At 42.2% G+C, this 16,610-nt stretch carries 14 protein-coding genes; 9 read left to right on the forward strand and 5 right to left on the reverse strand.

All coding sequences use genetic code 11. The features are described from left to right. Nucleotides 1-83 precede the first annotated feature (83 nt). Complete coding sequence (locus tag CHJ_RS06065) at nucleotides 84-1,400, forward strand: PTS sugar transporter subunit IIC (protein ID WP_317917169.1); 1,317 nt, start codon at nucleotides 84-86, stop codon at nucleotides 1,398-1,400. Nucleotides 1,401-1,561: 161 nt separating this feature from the next. Here the strand turns inward: CHJ_RS06065 and CHJ_RS06070 are convergent, their stop codons facing one another. The 3 genes from CHJ_RS06070 to ptsP all read right to left on the reverse strand — a co-directional run bounded on the left by CHJ_RS06070 (nucleotide 1,562) and on the right by ptsP (nucleotide 5,196). After that, nucleotides 1,562-1,987 carry a hypothetical protein gene (locus CHJ_RS06070; protein ID WP_317917170.1) on the reverse strand — a complete coding sequence of 142 codons (426 nt, stop codon included), beginning with the start codon at nucleotides 1,985-1,987 and terminating at the stop codon, nucleotides 1,562-1,564. A 118-nt stretch (nucleotides 1,988-2,105) separates the two neighbouring features. Beyond that, on the reverse strand, nucleotides 2,106-2,591 hold the full coding sequence (locus CHJ_RS06075; RefSeq protein ID WP_317917171.1) for a heme-degrading domain-containing protein: 486 nt from the start codon (nucleotides 2,589-2,591) through the stop codon (nucleotides 2,106-2,108). A gap of 97 nt (nucleotides 2,592-2,688) precedes the next feature. After that, nucleotides 2,689-5,196 carry a phosphoenolpyruvate--protein phosphotransferase gene (gene ptsP, locus CHJ_RS06080; protein ID WP_317917172.1) on the reverse strand — a complete coding sequence of 836 codons (2,508 nt, stop codon included), beginning with the start codon at nucleotides 5,194-5,196 and terminating at the stop codon, nucleotides 2,689-2,691. Nucleotides 5,197-5,686: 490 nt separating this feature from the next. Here ptsP and CHJ_RS06085 point away from each other — a divergent pair, with 490 nt between their 5' ends. The 7 genes from CHJ_RS06085 to CHJ_RS06115 all read left to right on the forward strand — a co-directional run bounded on the left by CHJ_RS06085 (nucleotide 5,687) and on the right by CHJ_RS06115 (nucleotide 12,697). Further along, nucleotides 5,687-6,760 (forward strand): PTS fructose transporter subunit EIIC, encoded by a 1,074-nt coding sequence (locus CHJ_RS06085; protein ID WP_171751850.1) that lies wholly within the window; start codon nucleotides 5,687-5,689, stop codon nucleotides 6,758-6,760. A 99-nt stretch (nucleotides 6,761-6,859) separates the two neighbouring features. Then, nucleotides 6,860-7,183, forward strand: a complete 324-nt coding sequence (locus CHJ_RS06090) for a PTS fructose-like transporter subunit IIB (RefSeq protein WP_317917173.1) — start codon at nucleotides 6,860-6,862, stop codon at nucleotides 7,181-7,183. Nucleotides 7,184-7,445: 262 nt separating this feature from the next. Next, nucleotides 7,446-9,746 (forward strand): formate C-acetyltransferase, encoded by a 2,301-nt coding sequence (locus tag CHJ_RS06095; protein WP_317917174.1) that lies wholly within the window; start codon nucleotides 7,446-7,448, stop codon nucleotides 9,744-9,746. Beyond that, nucleotides 9,736-10,596, forward strand: coding sequence for a [formate-C-acetyltransferase]-activating enzyme (locus CHJ_RS06100; RefSeq protein ID WP_253822024.1), 861 nt, complete (start codon nucleotides 9,736-9,738; stop codon nucleotides 10,594-10,596). Before CHJ_RS06095 ends, CHJ_RS06100 begins: the two co-directional genes overlap by 11 nt. A gap of 2 nt (nucleotides 10,597-10,598) precedes the next feature. After that, complete coding sequence (locus tag CHJ_RS06105) at nucleotides 10,599-11,459, forward strand: SDR family oxidoreductase (RefSeq protein ID WP_171751846.1); 861 nt, start codon at nucleotides 10,599-10,601, stop codon at nucleotides 11,457-11,459. Nucleotides 11,460-11,532: 73 nt separating this feature from the next. Further along, nucleotides 11,533-12,210 (forward strand): fructose-6-phosphate aldolase, encoded by a 678-nt coding sequence (locus CHJ_RS06110; protein WP_171751845.1) that lies wholly within the window; start codon nucleotides 11,533-11,535, stop codon nucleotides 12,208-12,210. 151 nt (nucleotides 12,211-12,361) lie between these two features. Then, nucleotides 12,362-12,697, forward strand: a complete 336-nt coding sequence (locus tag CHJ_RS06115) for a PTS fructose transporter subunit IIB (protein ID WP_317917175.1) — start codon at nucleotides 12,362-12,364, stop codon at nucleotides 12,695-12,697. A gap of 23 nt (nucleotides 12,698-12,720) precedes the next feature. Here CHJ_RS06115 and CHJ_RS06120 read toward each other — a convergent pair whose 3' ends face one another. After that, nucleotides 12,721-13,581: a helix-turn-helix transcriptional regulator gene (locus tag CHJ_RS06120; RefSeq protein ID WP_171751843.1), complete on the reverse strand. Its 861-nt coding sequence runs from the start codon at nucleotides 13,579-13,581 to the stop codon at nucleotides 12,721-12,723. Nucleotides 13,582-13,850: 269 nt separating this feature from the next. Here CHJ_RS06120 and CHJ_RS06125 point away from each other — a divergent pair, with 269 nt between their 5' ends. Continuing rightward, a complete protein-coding gene (locus CHJ_RS06125) occupies nucleotides 13,851-14,618 on the forward strand; it encodes a phytanoyl-CoA dioxygenase family protein (protein WP_317917176.1) in 768 nt (255 codons plus the stop codon). Nucleotides 14,619-14,703: 85 nt separating this feature from the next. On the opposite strand, the gene CHJ_RS06130 is transcribed toward CHJ_RS06125, so the two are convergent. Beyond that, entirely contained in the window at nucleotides 14,704-16,491 is a 1,788-nt protein-coding gene (locus CHJ_RS06130; protein ID WP_317917177.1) for an SgrR family transcriptional regulator, read from the reverse strand. Between the last annotated feature and the right edge of the window lie 119 nt (nucleotides 16,492-16,610).

Raw genomic sequence — 16,610 nt, forward strand, 5'->3', positions numbered from 1 at the left:
CAAGTCAGCACAATTGATAAACCGGTTTCTGTTTGCTCTGCAAATTGGCTATTCTTCAGGCAGATCAGGTTTTGGATATAGAGATGAACTATTCATTTATCAGGCTGCTTGCCAGTAATGTAGAGCAATATATGACTCCCCTTGCTAGGGTACTCTCTAGGAACTCGCATCTTGGTGCTCTGCGTGACGGCTTTCAACTGGCTATGCCTTTTATTTTTGTTGGTTGTATGTTTGTGCCGTTAATCTTTCCACCGATATCTGACCAGACCTCATTTCTCGCTGTCGCTTGGATTGACCTTTCGAACTATCTTCGTCCGGTGCTATTGCCTACCTACCAGCTGACACTCGGCGTTGTTGGTTTGATTGTTTCGTTTGGAATTGCGGCATCACTCGCTAAGCAGTACGCCTTACATGAAACCTTGGCAGGGTTAACGGGGTGCATGGCATTCTTAATGCTGGCGGGTTTTCATACTGGTGACGAACAAAGCATACGTTATTTAAGTAGCGCGGGATTATTTACTGCGATTCTATCCGCCTTTTATGCCATTGAAGTTATTCGATTATTTATGCGTAAGGGGTGGGTGATCTCTATGCCTGAAGATGTGCCAATGCTCACCATGCAGAGCTTTAAATTTATGCTGCCGATTATGGCGATAATGCTTAGTCTCTCTCTGTTTAATCATTATTTGGTACTGTCCACGGGCTATCTATTTCCTCAACTGATCGAGCAAGCATTTCAGCCTCTTGTGTTGGCGTCGGACAGCTTGGCCGCGGTGTTGATCTCGATATTGGTGTGTCAGTTATTGTGGTTTGTTGGTATTCATGGTGCTTTGATTGTCACGGGAATCATGAATCCGTTTTGGATATCTAATCTGTTAGTTAATCAGCAGACAATGGAGGCTGGACAACAGATGTTACCGCACATTTATCTGCCGGCATTCTGGGACTTCTTTATTCTTATTGGTGGTGTTGGTTCGACGCTTCCATTGGTTTATTTAGCCATCAGAAGTCGTTCAAATCATCTGAAATCGGTAGGGAAAATCAGTGTTATTCCTTCAATATTTAACATTAATGAACCGATTTTATTTGGCTTTCCTATCATTATGAACCCTCTGTTTATTATTCCTTTTATATTGGTGCCGATGATAAATGCCACCATTGCTTGGTATCTCACCTCTGCGGGGCTTTTGGATAGAGTTGTGATGATGATTCCATGGTCAGTACCGGCACCGATTGGTGCGGCATGGGCGTCTAACGGCAGCATGGTTAATGCCCTGATGGTGCTGCTGGCCATGGTAAACGCGTACTTTATCTATCGACCTTTTTTCCTCGCACATGAGAAAGCGATACTGGAGAATGAACTAAAACGCACCGCTGATCGTTCTGGTGCTACCCAGTAGACATGCCCGCTCATTTCTGTATTGCCATCCGTTTGGATTAGTCTGCAAATGTGGCTGTTAAGATAAGAGTACTATGGGCATAAATAGCATCACGAAAGCAAACAAGCCTATCCAGCGAAATAGGGGAGTGATATTTTCCATAAATTGTCCTCACGTTAATGTCAGTGAAATTGTCTATTTTGCTGCTCAATGGCGCTCATCTGCTCTCTCAGTTCATTCATACAGTTTTTGCAAGGGGGACGAACTTTGGCAAATTCAATAAGCTTTGGCAGAGTGATGTTAATTGCTCGAATCGCGATAAGTTCAACCTCTTCATCATGACAGTTGTGGGCCATATAAAGCATGGATTGATGAGGAATAAGCAAACACTTTTGCGCCAATAAATACTGACCACGGAGTTGATAGATTGTAGCAAGCTGGTGATATCCGCTTATCCAAGCTTTGATGGATTCGATACAGGTTGGATTTGCCATCAGTCTTTCCTCTAGGGAGAAGATACTGTCTCTGTAATGGCGTTCTTCACTGGAACTGTGTTGAGAGATAGATAGGTAAGCGTTGTCCATTGCTGGTTGGTGCGATGCCGTCATACGAATGGTTCTCTTTAGTCACAAATGATAATTATTATCGTTATCATTTGTGACTAAGTAAATACCCACATGACAATTTTGTAAATTTTTTGAGCACCTTCAAATATGCCACTCTTTTTTATTGCCTAAGATCGGTGTCTTTTTCAAGTTCGAGCAACTGGCGGATGCTCTGGGTGAGTAATAGGTGGTCTTGGTATTGCGGTAAACCAGAGACGGTAATGCTACCGATCACTCCGACACTACGAACTGAAAGCGGGAAGCTGCCACCAAATGGAGCGTAGTGCTTGCTATCTACAAAGGATGCTTCTTCTATACTTTTACCTTTATTTTTGTAGTAGAGCCCCATATACCAAGAGCTGTGTTGGTAGCGATGTACGACATTTTGCTTCCTTTTTATCCATGCTAGGTTATCAATAGTGCTGCCTTGCATAGCGTAACCAAATAGCTGTTGGCCGTTAACTGTTATGTCTATGGCGATTTTTGCATCCAGTTGTTCAGCATTGTTTTTAATTATGCTTCCGAGTTGCCAAGCGGTTTCGTTGTTAAATTGGCTAAACTGCAGCTGGTGCTCTTCATCTAGTAATTGATTCAATTCGGTATTCATTGGCTGCTCTCAAATTGATTTGCAGTTGATATGGCGATGAGGAAAAAAGGCAGTGTTACTTAATTACCACGCAAGTAAACACTGCCAAAGTCGGGGGTTAACTTAGTTCTAGTTCTTGCTTTAATAATGCTTCTACTTGTTCTGCATCAACCGCTGTCATTAACTGCTCTCTAAAATCCGCATGCATGATTTTTCTGGCGAGTTTTGAAAATATTTTCATGTGTTGATCACCCGCAGCGTGCTTATTTAGGGTGAGCATAATAATAAACTGAGCCTCTTCATCTCCCCATTGAATTGGATTGGCAAGTCGGCATACACTGATTGCAGACTGCTCAATATGTTCGCTCTTGGTGTGTGGAATAGCAAAACCAAACCCTAATCCGGTAGAAAACACATCTTCACGAGCCCATAGATCATCCGCGAGTTTATTGGGATATCGACAACGGCCTGTGAGGTAAAGGTTGTCTGCCAACGCTTTAATCACCTCTTCTTTGCTTCGTAAATCGCGATCTAACGAGATGCACTCTTTGGCAACCATCGGCGCTTCAGTTTGGTTCATGCGAAACTGGGCCAATAGGTGTTCTACTTCTTGAACGGTTCTACACTGCATGGCTTTGTTTAACAGTTGACGACACTCTCTGCTATCGAGCTTTGCAACATGTTCTTTTGTTGCAGCAATGCTAGGTGAGCTCATACTTATTTCGTCTAGGCCAAGTCCAATAAGCAGTGGTAAAACAGAGCCTTTGGCTCCTAACTCGCCACATAAGCCAATCCATTTACCATGGCGGTGAACTTCACGAACCACATGATCTAGGGTGCGCAAAAATGCTGGATTCAAGCTGTTATAATTATTCGCAACTTTGGCATTATCACGGTCAACGGCCATTAGATATTGAGTCAGATCATTAGAGCCAATTGAGAAGAAATCAATCTCTTCACAGCATTGGTCAATAATAAAGGCTACAGATGGTACTTCTAGCATAATACCTAACGGCACTTTTTCTGAGAATGGTATGTTCTCTCTTCGTAATTCTTGGCGAACTTCTGCTAACACATCTTTTACCCATAAAATCTCTTCAAGTGACGAAATCATGGGGATCATGATCTTGATACTTCCATGAGCAGAGGCACGCAAAATGGCTCTTAGTTGAGTTTTGAATAGCTCGATAAACTCAGGATAGATACGAACTGCTCGATAACCAAGAAACGGGTTGTTTTCTGCAGGAATGTTCAAATAGTCAACGGGTTTATCTCCACCGATATCTATGGTGCGAATGATAACGGACTTACCTTCAGCTGCATCACACGCTTGGCAGAAGATATTGTATAACTCATTCTCATCTGGGGCGCTGGTGCGGTCCATGTAGAGCATCTCGGTTCTAAAAAGTCCAATCGCTTCAGCACCATTAGCAAAGGCTTGTTTTGCTTCTACTGAATGAGCAATATTGGCGGCAACTTCAATGGCTTTATCATCTAGAGATTTCGCGGCCATATCGCGAAATGCCGCCTGTCGTTGCTGAACAATCTCTTTTACTTTGTGCTCTTGAGCGTAGTAACGTTCAACAGCAGTAGTGATGTCGTTCACCACTAAACCTAACTGTCCGTCTACTATTACCTGTGTATCTAATTGAGTACTCAATAAGCTAGCGTCTACGCCAACTATGGTTGGAATAGCGAAAGAACGCGCTAGGATAACAGTGTGTGAGGTGCTTCCCCCATGAGAGAGTATCAACCCTTTTAACAAGGATTTATCTAATTCAAGAAACTGGCTAGGTGTAAGGTCATCCGCCAAACATACCGTCGCTTCAGTTAATGTGTTTTGACCAGAAAACGTGTCAGTACCATAAATACTTTGTAGTAGTTGATAACTAACATCACGAATATCTAGCTCACGCTCACGCATATAACTGCTGGATGAGTTTTTCATACGTTCGCCAAAGTGCTTTGCTGTTGCCACAATAGCGTCAGAGCAACTGCGTCCTTCAATGAGGTTGTCATGTAGGGTCTGTTGATACTCTTGATCTCGGGCAATGGATAAGTGCGCTTTGAGTACTTCACTTTCAGTATGTTGTGCGGTCGAAAGCTGAATATTGAGTGATTTAATTACGGCTTCAATGCCGGAAGCTAAATTCTGTTTTTCTTGCTGCTCACTAAGAGCCGTAGGTAGATCGACCAGGTTATCAAAGTTAATGGCTCCCATTGCGGTGAGTCGACCCTGACCAAATCCATCACTTACCGCATGTCCGCGTATGTAGTTAGCATCTAGTTTAGAGAAGTTGCGTGGTAATGGGACCAGTTCACTGTTCTCTTGTTGGTTGGTTTGTAATGGTTCATCACAATGCAAAAATTCGTTGCCAATAAACTGCTTAAGTTGCTCTAGCGCGGCTTCTTCATCTTGACCATCAATAGTTAATAAGCATTCATCTCCAAGCAGAGTATCTGTACCAATAAGAGACAGGACGCTTTTTGCATTACCAACAAGCCCGGTTCTCTGATTTTGCCAATTGATCTCGGAATCAAACTGATTACATAGTGATTCAACGTGGCTTGCGGGTCTTGCATGAACGCCATTTGGCAGTTCACAAGAGAAAGAAAAAGATTTCATTGCGCGTTGTCCTTATACATCAAAACGGCGTGCTCGTGAATGTGTTCGAGCTAGGGTTAATTTGTTGTCGCTATGTCATTCACAATAGCCAAAGCCAGCGATTACTTCTATTGGATAAAAGTTCGAAAGACTGGATTTTTGTTATATTTGTTCTTCCCTGTGACACTCGTCAAATATCCTGCTTTTTTTGTGACGTTGATATTGTTTTGTTCATTGCTGCTTAATGTCTCGGAATAAGTAGGTGATTGAATTATAAGGGTTTAGTGTTATTTGTCTTGCTTGGATATGGTATGGGAAGTAAAAGTGTGCGAGAGATCAATATTTTCATTCTACCTTACAAAATTCCAGTAAAAAGCAGTTTTGTCCTCTAACTGAGTAGTAGATTTGCTCACTATAGTATAGACAAAGCTCAGCTGGCTTGGATTAAACATGAGCGTGAAACGCACTCTATAATTAAAACATTAGAACATTTATCTCAAAGGAGAGATCAATGAAAGATTTAATCTCGATTCTAAAAGGTACTCGACAGCACTTAATGACTGGTGTGTCGCACATGATTCCTTTTGTGGTTGCCGGTGGTATTTTGCTTGCTGCATCAGTGATGTTATACGGTGAAGGAGCGGTTCCTGAAGAAGGAACCTGGTTACATGATCTATTTTTTATTGGTGTTGCTGGATTCCAATTAATGGTGCCAATTTTGGCTGCATACATAGGTTACTCAATTGCCGACCGTTCAGCACTAGCACCATCAGCTATCGCTGCCTTTATTGGCGCTAACATGTATAACACCGGCTTCTTTGGTGCGATTTTCGCAGGTCTACTCGGTGGTATCGTTGTTTTCTATCTTAAGAAAATCAAAGTTCCGGCGTTTGCCCGTTCTATCATGCCCATTTTTGTCATTCCAATTGTTGGTACTTTGATCACCGCAGGTGCCATTGTTTGGGGTATTGGTGAGCCAATTGGTGCTGCAACAGCAGGCCTGACGGACTTTCTTAAAGGCATGCAAGACGAAAGTATCGTTGCTCTAGCCATAATTATGGGCTTGATGATTGCCTTTGATATGGGCGGCCCGGTAAACAAAGTGGCGTATGCATTTGTTATTCTCTGTGTTGGTGAAGGTATCTACAACGTTGCCGGTATCTCTTCAGTTGCCGTGGCTGTTCCGTCTGTTGGTATGGGACTTGCGACCTTCTTAAACAAAAAGCTGTATGACCCAAGTGAGCAAGAAGCAGGTCGAGCATCGATCTTGATGGGGACAATGGGTATTACTGAAGGTGCTATTCCATTTGCTGCTGGGGATCCTTTGCGAGTACTTCCATCCATTATGATTGGTACCGCTGCAGGTTCTGTTACCGCTGCCGTTCTAGGTGTAAAAAGTTATGCAGCATGGGGTGGCCTAATTGTGCTGCCAGTAGTCGAAGGGCGTTTTAGTTTTATTATTGCGTTACTTGTCGGCTCATTAGTTACTGCATTTATGGTTAACTTCTTGAAATCTCGCCGTAAAGTGGTTGATAAAGTAGAGCAGGGTGTAGATGACCTTGACCTAGATATCGACATTGGCTAATCCACAATATTTCTGAGAGTGGGCGGTTATTTTTTCCGGATTTAGCCTTCACTCTCTCCCCCAAAATTTAAATATTTACCTATTTTCGAGGATTTTATTATGACTAGTATCGTAGCCGTAACCGCGTGCCCGTCTGGTGTTGCTCATACTTATATGGCAGCAGAGGCAATTGAGTCAGCTGCTAAAGCGAAAGGTTGGCAGTGCCAAGTAGAGACACAAGGCTCAATTGGTGTGGAAAATGAATTGACCGCGGAGCTTATTGAAACTGCTGATGTGGTTATTTTAACCAAAGATATTGATATCAAGAATTCAGAGCGATTTTCTGGAAAAACCGTTGTAAAAATAGGTGTGAGTGATGCCGTTAAACGAGCGGCTGCAGTGATGGAAAAAATTGAAGCGCACCTTGCTAAAGCAACAGCCTAGCCTTAGTTAGCTTTGTGTAACAAAAGGGGAAATCCCCTTTTGTTAAGCGCTAGCGTACTTAAATGTTTATCAAAGTGACTTTGTCTGCAAATAGCGGAGTAGGTGATTTTGATATACAAAATAACGATAAAACAACTGCTTAACACGTTGCAAAAAAAGAGGCGACTGCTCAACAGTAAACCACCTCTACGCAAACAGATGTTAATTAAACATAGCTAACAAGAGATCGCTAGCTAATTGGCAGTTGATAAAGGAGCCCAAAATGAGTACCCCAAGAATAGAACAGCTAAAGAGCGCATTATTTCAATCTCAGCGCGAAATCTCTCTAGAACGTGCATTACTTTATACCGAAAGCCATAAGCAGACGGAAGGTGAGCCGACTCTCATTCGTCGTGCTAAAGCGACAGCACATGTATTAGACAGAGTGGAGATCGCCATTAGAGAAAATGAGCTGATTGCCGGTAACCGGACTGTTCAACCTCGTGCGGGTATTGTCTCTCCTGAAATGGATCCTTATTGGATAGAGAAAGAGCTGGAGACGTTTGAGTCTCGCCCACAGGATAAGTTTTTTATCTCTGAGGAAGATAAAGAGATTTATCGCAATGAACTGCTCAGTTATTGGTCTACAAGGTCAATGAAAGATTTTATCAACCAACAGATTCCAGCCAACGTGAAAGAGGCTGTTGCGGAAAAGATTTTCAGTGTTAATCAGACGGATAAAGGGCAAGGACATATCATTATTGATTTTGAATGCCTGCTAAAGAATGGGTTGGGTAAGCAGTTGGATGATATGCGCACGCTAAGCCATGCGTCGCCAGAAAACGAATTTTATCAAGCGGTTGTCATTCTACTTGATGCATCTATCAAACATATTGGCCGCTATGCGCAGCTTGCTAAGCAATTATCGGCAGTTGAAGTCGACCCACAGCGACGTCATGAGTTAGATGTCATTGCTGATATCTCAGAGAGAATGTCCACTGAAGCGCCAAAATCATTCTATGAAGCGAGTCAGTTGTTTTGGTATATGAATATTATTTTGCAATATGAATCGAATGCCAGCTCATTATCTCTGGGCCGGTTTGATCAGTATATGATGCCGTTTTATCAATACTCATTAGAGCACGGTGAATCTCCGGCCTTTATTCGTGAACTATTGGAAAGTCTTTGGATAAAAACCAATGATATTGTGTTATTGCGCTCTTCCAGCAGTGCTAAGTTCTTTGCTGGCTTTCCAACAGGTTACACTATTATTCTTGGTGGCCTAGATCATATTGGTCAGAGTGCCGTTAACCCACTGTCGAGCTTGTGCCTTGATGCCTACCAAAGTGTACAACTGCCGCAGCCAAACCTTGGCGTACGGGTTAATGAGTTTATAGATCGTAGTTTTTTAATTAAAACTGCAGAGACCATTCGATTAGGCACTGGCATTCCACAGATATTTAATGACGAGGTGGTGATTCCTGCCTTCTTAAATCGCGGAGTTTCATTAGAAGATGCCCGTGATTATGCAGTAGTGGGTTGTGTCGAACTCTCAATACCGGGTAAGACATATGGGCTTCACGATATTGCTATGTTCAACCTACTGAAAATACTAGAGCTGACCATGCAACGTCATGGTGATAACCCGAACGCCACTTTTGATTTTCTGCTGGAAGAGATTCGTTCAGATATCCGTTACTACGTGAAATTGATGGTAGAAGGATCCAATATTTGTGATGTTGGCCACCGTGATTGGGCGCCTGTTCCTTTGCTTTCATCATTCGTTAGCGATTGCGTTGCCAATGGTAAAGACATTACTTATGGAGGCAGCCGTTATAATTTTTCTGGGGTTCAAGGTATTGGAATTGCTAATTTATCGGATTCGTTGCATGCGTTAAAACGCTATGTGTTTGAAGATCAACGTTGCAGCTTTAAGCAGTTTGTTACCATATTAACCAGCAATTTTGATGTGCCTGATGGTGAGAAAGTTCGTGCTCGCCTAATGAACAAGTACGAAAAGTATGGCAACGATATTGATGAAGTGGATAGCCTTGGTTCTGAGCTACTACGAGTGTTTTGTAAAGAAGTGGAAACCTATCAAAACCCTCGTGGCGGCCAGTTTACTCCTGGATCTTATACGGTGTCGGCTCATGTCCCTCTTGGAGAAGTGGTTGGTGCTACGGCGGATGGTCGCTTAGCGGGTGAGCAGCTTGCGGATGGTGGATTGTCACCTATGCTGGGCAAAGATATGTTAGGTCCAACAGCGGTACTTAAATCGGTGAGTAAATTGGACAATTATCTGCTTTCTAATGGCAGCTTGCTTAACGTTAAGTTTACTCCTGCAACACTAGAGGGACAGCAAGGCATCAATAAGCTGGCGGACTTTATCCGAGCCTTTATGAAGTTAAAACTCCAACACGTACAGTTTAATGTGTTGAATGCTGAGACTTTGAAACTTGCTCAGAAATCTCCAGAAGATTATGCCGGCTTGGTTGTTAGGGTTGCAGGGTACAGTGCCTTTTTTGTTGAATTATCGAAAGAAATTCAAGATGACATTATTCGAAGAACCGCGCATGAACTGTAAATCATCGCCAATCCCAGAGAGTAATGTTGAAACTGGACGAGTGTTTAATATCCAGCGTTACTCTCTGCATGATGGTTCTGGCATACGCACGGTGGTCTTTTTTAAAGGCTGTCCGCTACGTTGTCCGTGGTGTTCTAACCCAGAGTCTCGCTCTCATCGAACAACTTACATTCGTCGGGAGGTGAAGTGTATTGATTGCGATGAATGTGCCATGGATACTGAAGAGTGCCCAACAGGCGCATGGGAGCAGGTTGGCACTGACATGACACTGGATGAAGTACTTAATCAGATAGCAAAAGATGACCTGTTTTTTGAAACCTCAAATGGTGGCGTTACGTTGTCGGGAGGTGAGGTGCTCAGCCAATCTCATTTTGCTATTGAGTTGCTGATTCGACTGAAGTCACTTGGCTATCGCACGGCGGTTGAAACGTCCGGCCATGGTAGTCGTCGTCAACTACTGAAGATTGCACAGCTATGCGATGAAGTGCTGTTTGATTTCAAAATAATGGACCCGATTAAAGCAAAAGAACATATTGGTTTAGATCTACAGAGAGTACTTGAGAGTTTTGCTCTATTGATGGAGAACCACTGTCGAGTTATTCCTCGATTGCCCCTGATTCCCGGTTATACCCTCGACATTATTAATGTAGATAAGGTTCTTGCATTTTTAAAACCGTTTCATCTTGAAGAGATCCATCTTCTGCCATTTCATCAATATGGAGCAAATAAATATCAAACGTTAGGACTGGAGTATCGTCTGCAAGATGTACCAGTACCAAGTGACACTGAAATCGAAGCTATTCGTCACCACATTCAGGCTAGCGGATACCGAGTAATTATTGGAGGTTAAATGTGAAAAAGAGAATACTTATTACTGGCGCAAATGGATTTTTTGGTACTCGATTTATAAACCGATTTTGCACTGAGTTTGATGTGCTGGGTTTGGATGTGGAACAACTCGATATTACGGATGAAACGCGTGTCGAGAGTGCTTTTGCTGAGTTCAAACCAGATTATGTTATTCATGCTGCAGCAATTGCTGTAACCGATTTTTGTAACCAACATCCGGATATTGCACATAAAGTCAATGTGCAAGGTGCCATAAACGTAGCCAAGGCCTGTAAAGCTCAAGGCAGCAAATTGGTGTTTATATCGACTGAGCAACTGTTTAATGGCAATCAAGAAGAGGGGCCATACAACGAGTTGGATACGCCACTACCTGACACTGTATATGGACAGAATAAGTTACAAGCAGAAGCTGAGCTAAAGAGCATTCTCGATGAGATGTGGATTTTACGTTTCACTTGGTTGTTTGGACTACCAGAACGAAATACCAGCATAAACCCTAATGTGGTATGGAACACGCTACAGGCATTCATTAATGGTAATGTGATGGCTGAACGTACCAATGAGTTTCGCGGTTTAACTTATGTCCATGAGTTGATCGAACAGTTCCCTCGCATCTTCACTATTCCTTATGGCACTTACCATACTGGTGCTGTTAATACCGCCAGTCGTTATGACATTGCTAAACATATTTTAACTGAGCTTGGTCAACAGGATCGGCTGGAGAGTTTATTGTCGGTAAATGACGCGCCGAAAACACGGGATGTACGATTGGACACTTCGAAGCTGGCAGAGCAGGGCATTGTGTTTACCGAAAGCAAACAAGCGATTAGCAAGTGTTTAAAAGAGTTTGGCTTTATTCGCTGAGAAGAGATGCTATTGCCTTTGATTATTCAGTTTAATCCAAGGTAATGACTACATTAAAATTTAGGAGTACTTAATGATTTACATGTTAGATACCGCAGATTTAGATGCAATCAAAAACGCGATTGATCTTTATCCGCTCGTTGGTGTGACTACTAACCCATCCATTATCGCCAAGGAAAATCGTCCGTTAAAAGAGATTCTAATGGATATTCGCGAAGTCATTGGCGAAGATCGTATGCTGCATGCGCAGGTCATGGGCAAACAAGCCGAAACCATGTTGGAAGAGGCTAAAGCTCTCCGTAGACTAGATCCAAAAATTATTGTCAAAGTCCCTGTCACTCCTCAGGGCATTAAAGCGATGAAATTGATTGATGCTGAAGGTATCCGGATTACAGCCACCGCAATTTTAACGCCTCAACAAGCATTAATGGCAGCAATGGCAGGAGCAGAGTTTTTAGCACCGTACGTTAACCGATTAGATAATATCTGTTCGGATGGCGCTATGGTTGCAGCTGAGATGGTCCAGTTAATCGAACAATATCAATTGGATGCTAAAGTGCTTGCCGCTTCTTTTAAGAACGTGCAGCAAGTTCATCAGGTGGCACTAGCAGGCGCTCATTCAGTAACGATTGCACCAGAGGTTTTTGAGCAACTATTGCTTCATCCACTGACTGACTCTGGCGTTGCTGGTTTTGTATCTGACTGGGAAAACGTCTATGGTATAGGTAGTAACGTATTGGACGTACTCTAATTAGCTTATATTAAATGGCATTGCTCCAATTATGCTGGTTATATACAGAATGTTAAATGTGAAAGAATGCACAAAAGCTGATTGAGAATATTATTAATAGAACCCGGTGGAGGTAGACTCCATCTGGTTTATTGCTAAGTATGAAATCTATATGGAAATTGTTGGAGTTACAGCGTGTATCAGTGGTGTTGCGCATACCTACATGGCAGCAGAATTGTTGGAGAAATCTAGCAAGAAAGCGGGCTATAAGATCAATGTTGAAACTCAAGGCGCATTGGGCAGTGAGAACCAGTTGACCGAACAACAAATTGAGAACGCATCTGTAGCGGTGATCATCTCTGATATTAATATTGAAGGGATTGAGCGCTTTAATCAGATGCGTATAGTGCGTTGTTCAATTGCCTATTATCTGCGAAACGCTGATGACGTGATGTTGGCTATAGAAAAAGTGCGTTTAGCGCCACCCAATTCTGAGATTGTGCTCTAGCTGTCATATTTCAGTATGAGAACTTATTCTGTATGAGAACTTAAATATTGAGCGCGATACTCAGATGGAGAGCGTTCAGTTTGGTTTCGAAAAATTCGGCAAAAATAGTTGCTGTCCTTAAATCCACAGCGGTGGGCTACCTCTTTTATTTTCATATCGTATTCAATTAATAGATATTTTGCTCGCTCTAATCGAATTTGATTCAGATACTCATTAAATTTGATTTTCCCTTCCTTTTGAAAGAGTTGTGAAAGGTAGTTTGCTGAAACATAGAAATGTTTTGCTACCGACTCTCGGCTTAATGGCTCATGATAATGCTGTTCTAAATAATCTCTTACCGCTTCAAACAGTGCATGGCTTTTTGATGGTGTTTCCAGAGGCTTCTCAATAAGATCGATGATATGGCTAAAAAGTGAGGTAATTAATAGCCGTTTGGTTTCTTGATGCTCGGTTTGTTTTGTTAACTCTTCAATCGCGTTAAGAATGAATGTGCCGACACGAGGCCCGCGACGCAGTACACTCTCTTTTACTGCTGAATCAAATTGTTCTCCATCCCAACTCAACAAACTCATACCAAAGCTCTGTTTTCCTGCCATCACCGTTAGTGTCTGCACCGGTTTGTCCCACTCTGGTTTGTTCCAACTTTCAGCAGGTAAAAATAGGACACCTCCCTGTTTAAGCGTGTATTTTGTATCGACTCCAAGATTGTTACCAACGTCCATGTTTAGCTCACCACTTAACACCATTTCAATGCGAGGGAAATGGACTTGATAAGCCAATGGAGGAGGAGATGGCAAGTTACCCGCGTAAAAAACATCACCTATATTATCGGCAGATTTTGCGTAGCGACGTAATGTGTCTAACAATTGTTTTTTATCCAGCACTTTTAAGATTCTCCCGTTGGTTGAAACTTGTATTTTGATAATGAAATAACATGCCTACTGCTTATATTACCTTGTTTAAGGCTAAACTTTTTTATTGAATGCTAGGATATGGGTTATGGTTCACAATTCCTATTTTAGATAACAAATATCCAGTAAATCGAACAATTTACCTGCATATTTTTTTCTTTTTGTTGAGTAGTTTGAAGTAATAAGGTGTCGGCCTTTTACAACTAAACAGACTAAAACAAGAAAGCTCAAAAGGAAGAATTATGAATAGCGACTCTGGAACATACCTCAATGCTCTTGGTGCCAATATGACGTTGACAGCAAAAATGATAGATGAACTTGATACTCATGGCTTTACAGTTATTCATGATGTTGTGGATAAAGAGTGGTTGGCTGAAATGCGTCGAACCTTTGATACCTTAGTTGAAAAAGAGGGCGATCAATTGGCGATAGAACACCACCAAGAAGAGACAGTGACCCGAATTGCCAATTTGATAAACAAAGGAACGGTATGGGAAAAAGTATGGGCTCATCCTTTGGTTTTGTCTGCCTGTAAACATTTGTTTAACGGTGAATTTAAGATATCAAGTCTCAATGCCCGTGAAGCGCATCATCAAGGTGGCCATCAGCCTTTACATGCTGACTGGAAAAAGCCGCGACCTGATTTTCCTCATGTTCATTTAGTTAATTCAATTTGGGCGATAGATGACTTAACGAAAGAGAACGGAGCACCACGTATCATTCCAGGTACACACCTTAGAGCAGAATTGCCAGAACAGTTGTTGACCGATTTAAATGGACCTCATCCAGATGAAGTGTATTTAGAATGTCCAGCAGGTAGCGTGATGATATTCAATGCTCATACATGGCATGGTGGTACAACCAACAAACTTGGTACTCGCCGTAGAGTGCTGCATGGCCTCTACATTGATAGAGAAGATGACGCACAGCAAGACCAGAAAAAGTGGCTAACGCAATCTACCGCTAGTCGTTTAACACCAGCACAAAAATGGCTGCTAGAGGTAGAGTGAAATCGCTTAACTTTGTGATGTTATAAGCGCTTTATTTTTACGATCTAGCCGCATCGGGTCAGGAGATGAGATATGGGGTTATGGTCTATTCATCTGTCCAGATATCTCGTAACTCAGGCCAACCCCAAGTGTTGATGGAGACGCTTTTTAAAACATCTTCAAAGCGCAAAGTTTGCTTATGGTGAAAGATTGGTATCAATTTGTGAGAAGTAATGAGAGCAGAAGCTACAGACTCTAGTTCTCGCATATAACTGGAAACGGGTTGCTGTTCTCTTAGGTAATATAATTTACTCGCTAGCCACTCTTTATCTTGATAAGACAAGCTTTGCTGTAAGAAAGGATTGGATAACATCCAGCAAAACGCAGATATAGGCCGATTGTCATCTAAGTTCATACTGGTAAGAATAATGTCCTCATTTAGTGATTGGTTTTGGGCTTTTTCATAAAAATCATTAAAAGAGTAGATATTTATAGTGCAATGAACGCCAGCGCTGTTGAGTAGAGTCATCATTGCTTCGGCACATTGTTTTAGGGCGTGGTGTTCAAATATGGCGATAGTTAAGCTATCTGGTAGTGGGTGGGCAACAGGAACTGAAGGTAACAGTGTTAACCAACCTGGAAGCAAGTTATAAGCCGCGACTGCCGCAATGTCGTCATCAGACTGAGTGAGCTGTTTTAGTAGACTTTCGCTACCAATAAGTTGGCTTAAGTATTTTCGCTGAAGCAGTGATAGTTCTGCCTGACTGTTGACCATAGCCAGTAAGCAACCATCTTCAATCCGACTTGTTTGTTCACTGCTGGCGATAAGTTGGCCATTCTCATCACTTGCCCCTTCGACCGAGAGGTAGTTAGAACACATCGATCCTGCCGGTGTCACTCTGGCGGTTTCTAATTTGGTGTCACCAAAGGTACTGTTTTCCTGTTTGGGTAGTTGCCAGATGGTCACGGTATCGGTTAGCGCACGAAAGCCATGGAAGTGATCATAGGCTTGCAGCGTCAGCTTTTGCTCACTGTGCTCCTGAACCTGAAATACTCCACTTCCTGTAACGGAGCGATTATTTGTGGTGATATTTGTTTCTGACAGCTGCTTAGGTGGCTGAATTGCATACTTTACATCGGAAAGTAATGCGGCAAATCCTTCATCGGGTTTGGTTAGTTTGAATTGAATACAGAGCGGATTAAGCTCACATATACTCTCTATATGAGATAACTCATTTTTATATAAAAGCATATGTTTTAGTTGTTTGAATAAATCAGTAATTACGCTGGCGGTGATGTCGCTGCCATCATGAAACTTAAGCTGAGGGCGAAGGTAAAACTTCCAGCTGAGTTCTGATTTGTTGTAGGTCCAGTTGTGAGCGAGCTCTGGTTTGATGTTTCCATTTTCATCGCACTGAACAAGGCAACTGTATACTTGACGAAGAAGAAAACGCTCACTGTTTCTTAGTGGGCAGTGAGGTAACAGTAAAGAGAACGCTCTGTCATAGGTAAGCTGTACATGCAGTCTTCCTTCTCTTCGTTGAGGGCCAGAGGTGTTTTTAAGAAGCTGGGCAAAGAGCTGTTGATCATTGTCTATCAGGTCGAGTGCTTTTTCATACTTCCCTTTAGATATCAGCTGCTGGGCAAGTTGGTTTTTTATATTGTTAACAGTGTAATTGAGATAGAGCTGTGAGCGTTGATTTCGCCCGGACTTTGGCTTCCATTCAATCCAACCTAATTGATTCAACTGGTTTAGCAGGGTCCGGCAGTGCCGATTACTGGTAAACATAATCTCTGCTACTTCAGGAAGAGTAATAAAGATCTCTTTATTGACGCCTAATTCAGCTAGGCGAGAAAAATAGAGAAGTTGTCTGTTGTCACTCAAAATAGGCACTCCTTTTTGATTCTAGTTCCTTGTTTAGTGCTTTGTTGGTCATTTTGGCAGAATTTCTTTAGGTTAGGTCAAAATACGGAACTAAACAACAAAATAATCTCTGTTTTAAATATCCTTAT

This window comes from Vibrio sp. MACH09, assembly GCF_033238805.1.
In the GTDB taxonomy this organism is placed as follows: domain Bacteria; phylum Pseudomonadota; class Gammaproteobacteria; order Enterobacterales; family Vibrionaceae; genus Vibrio.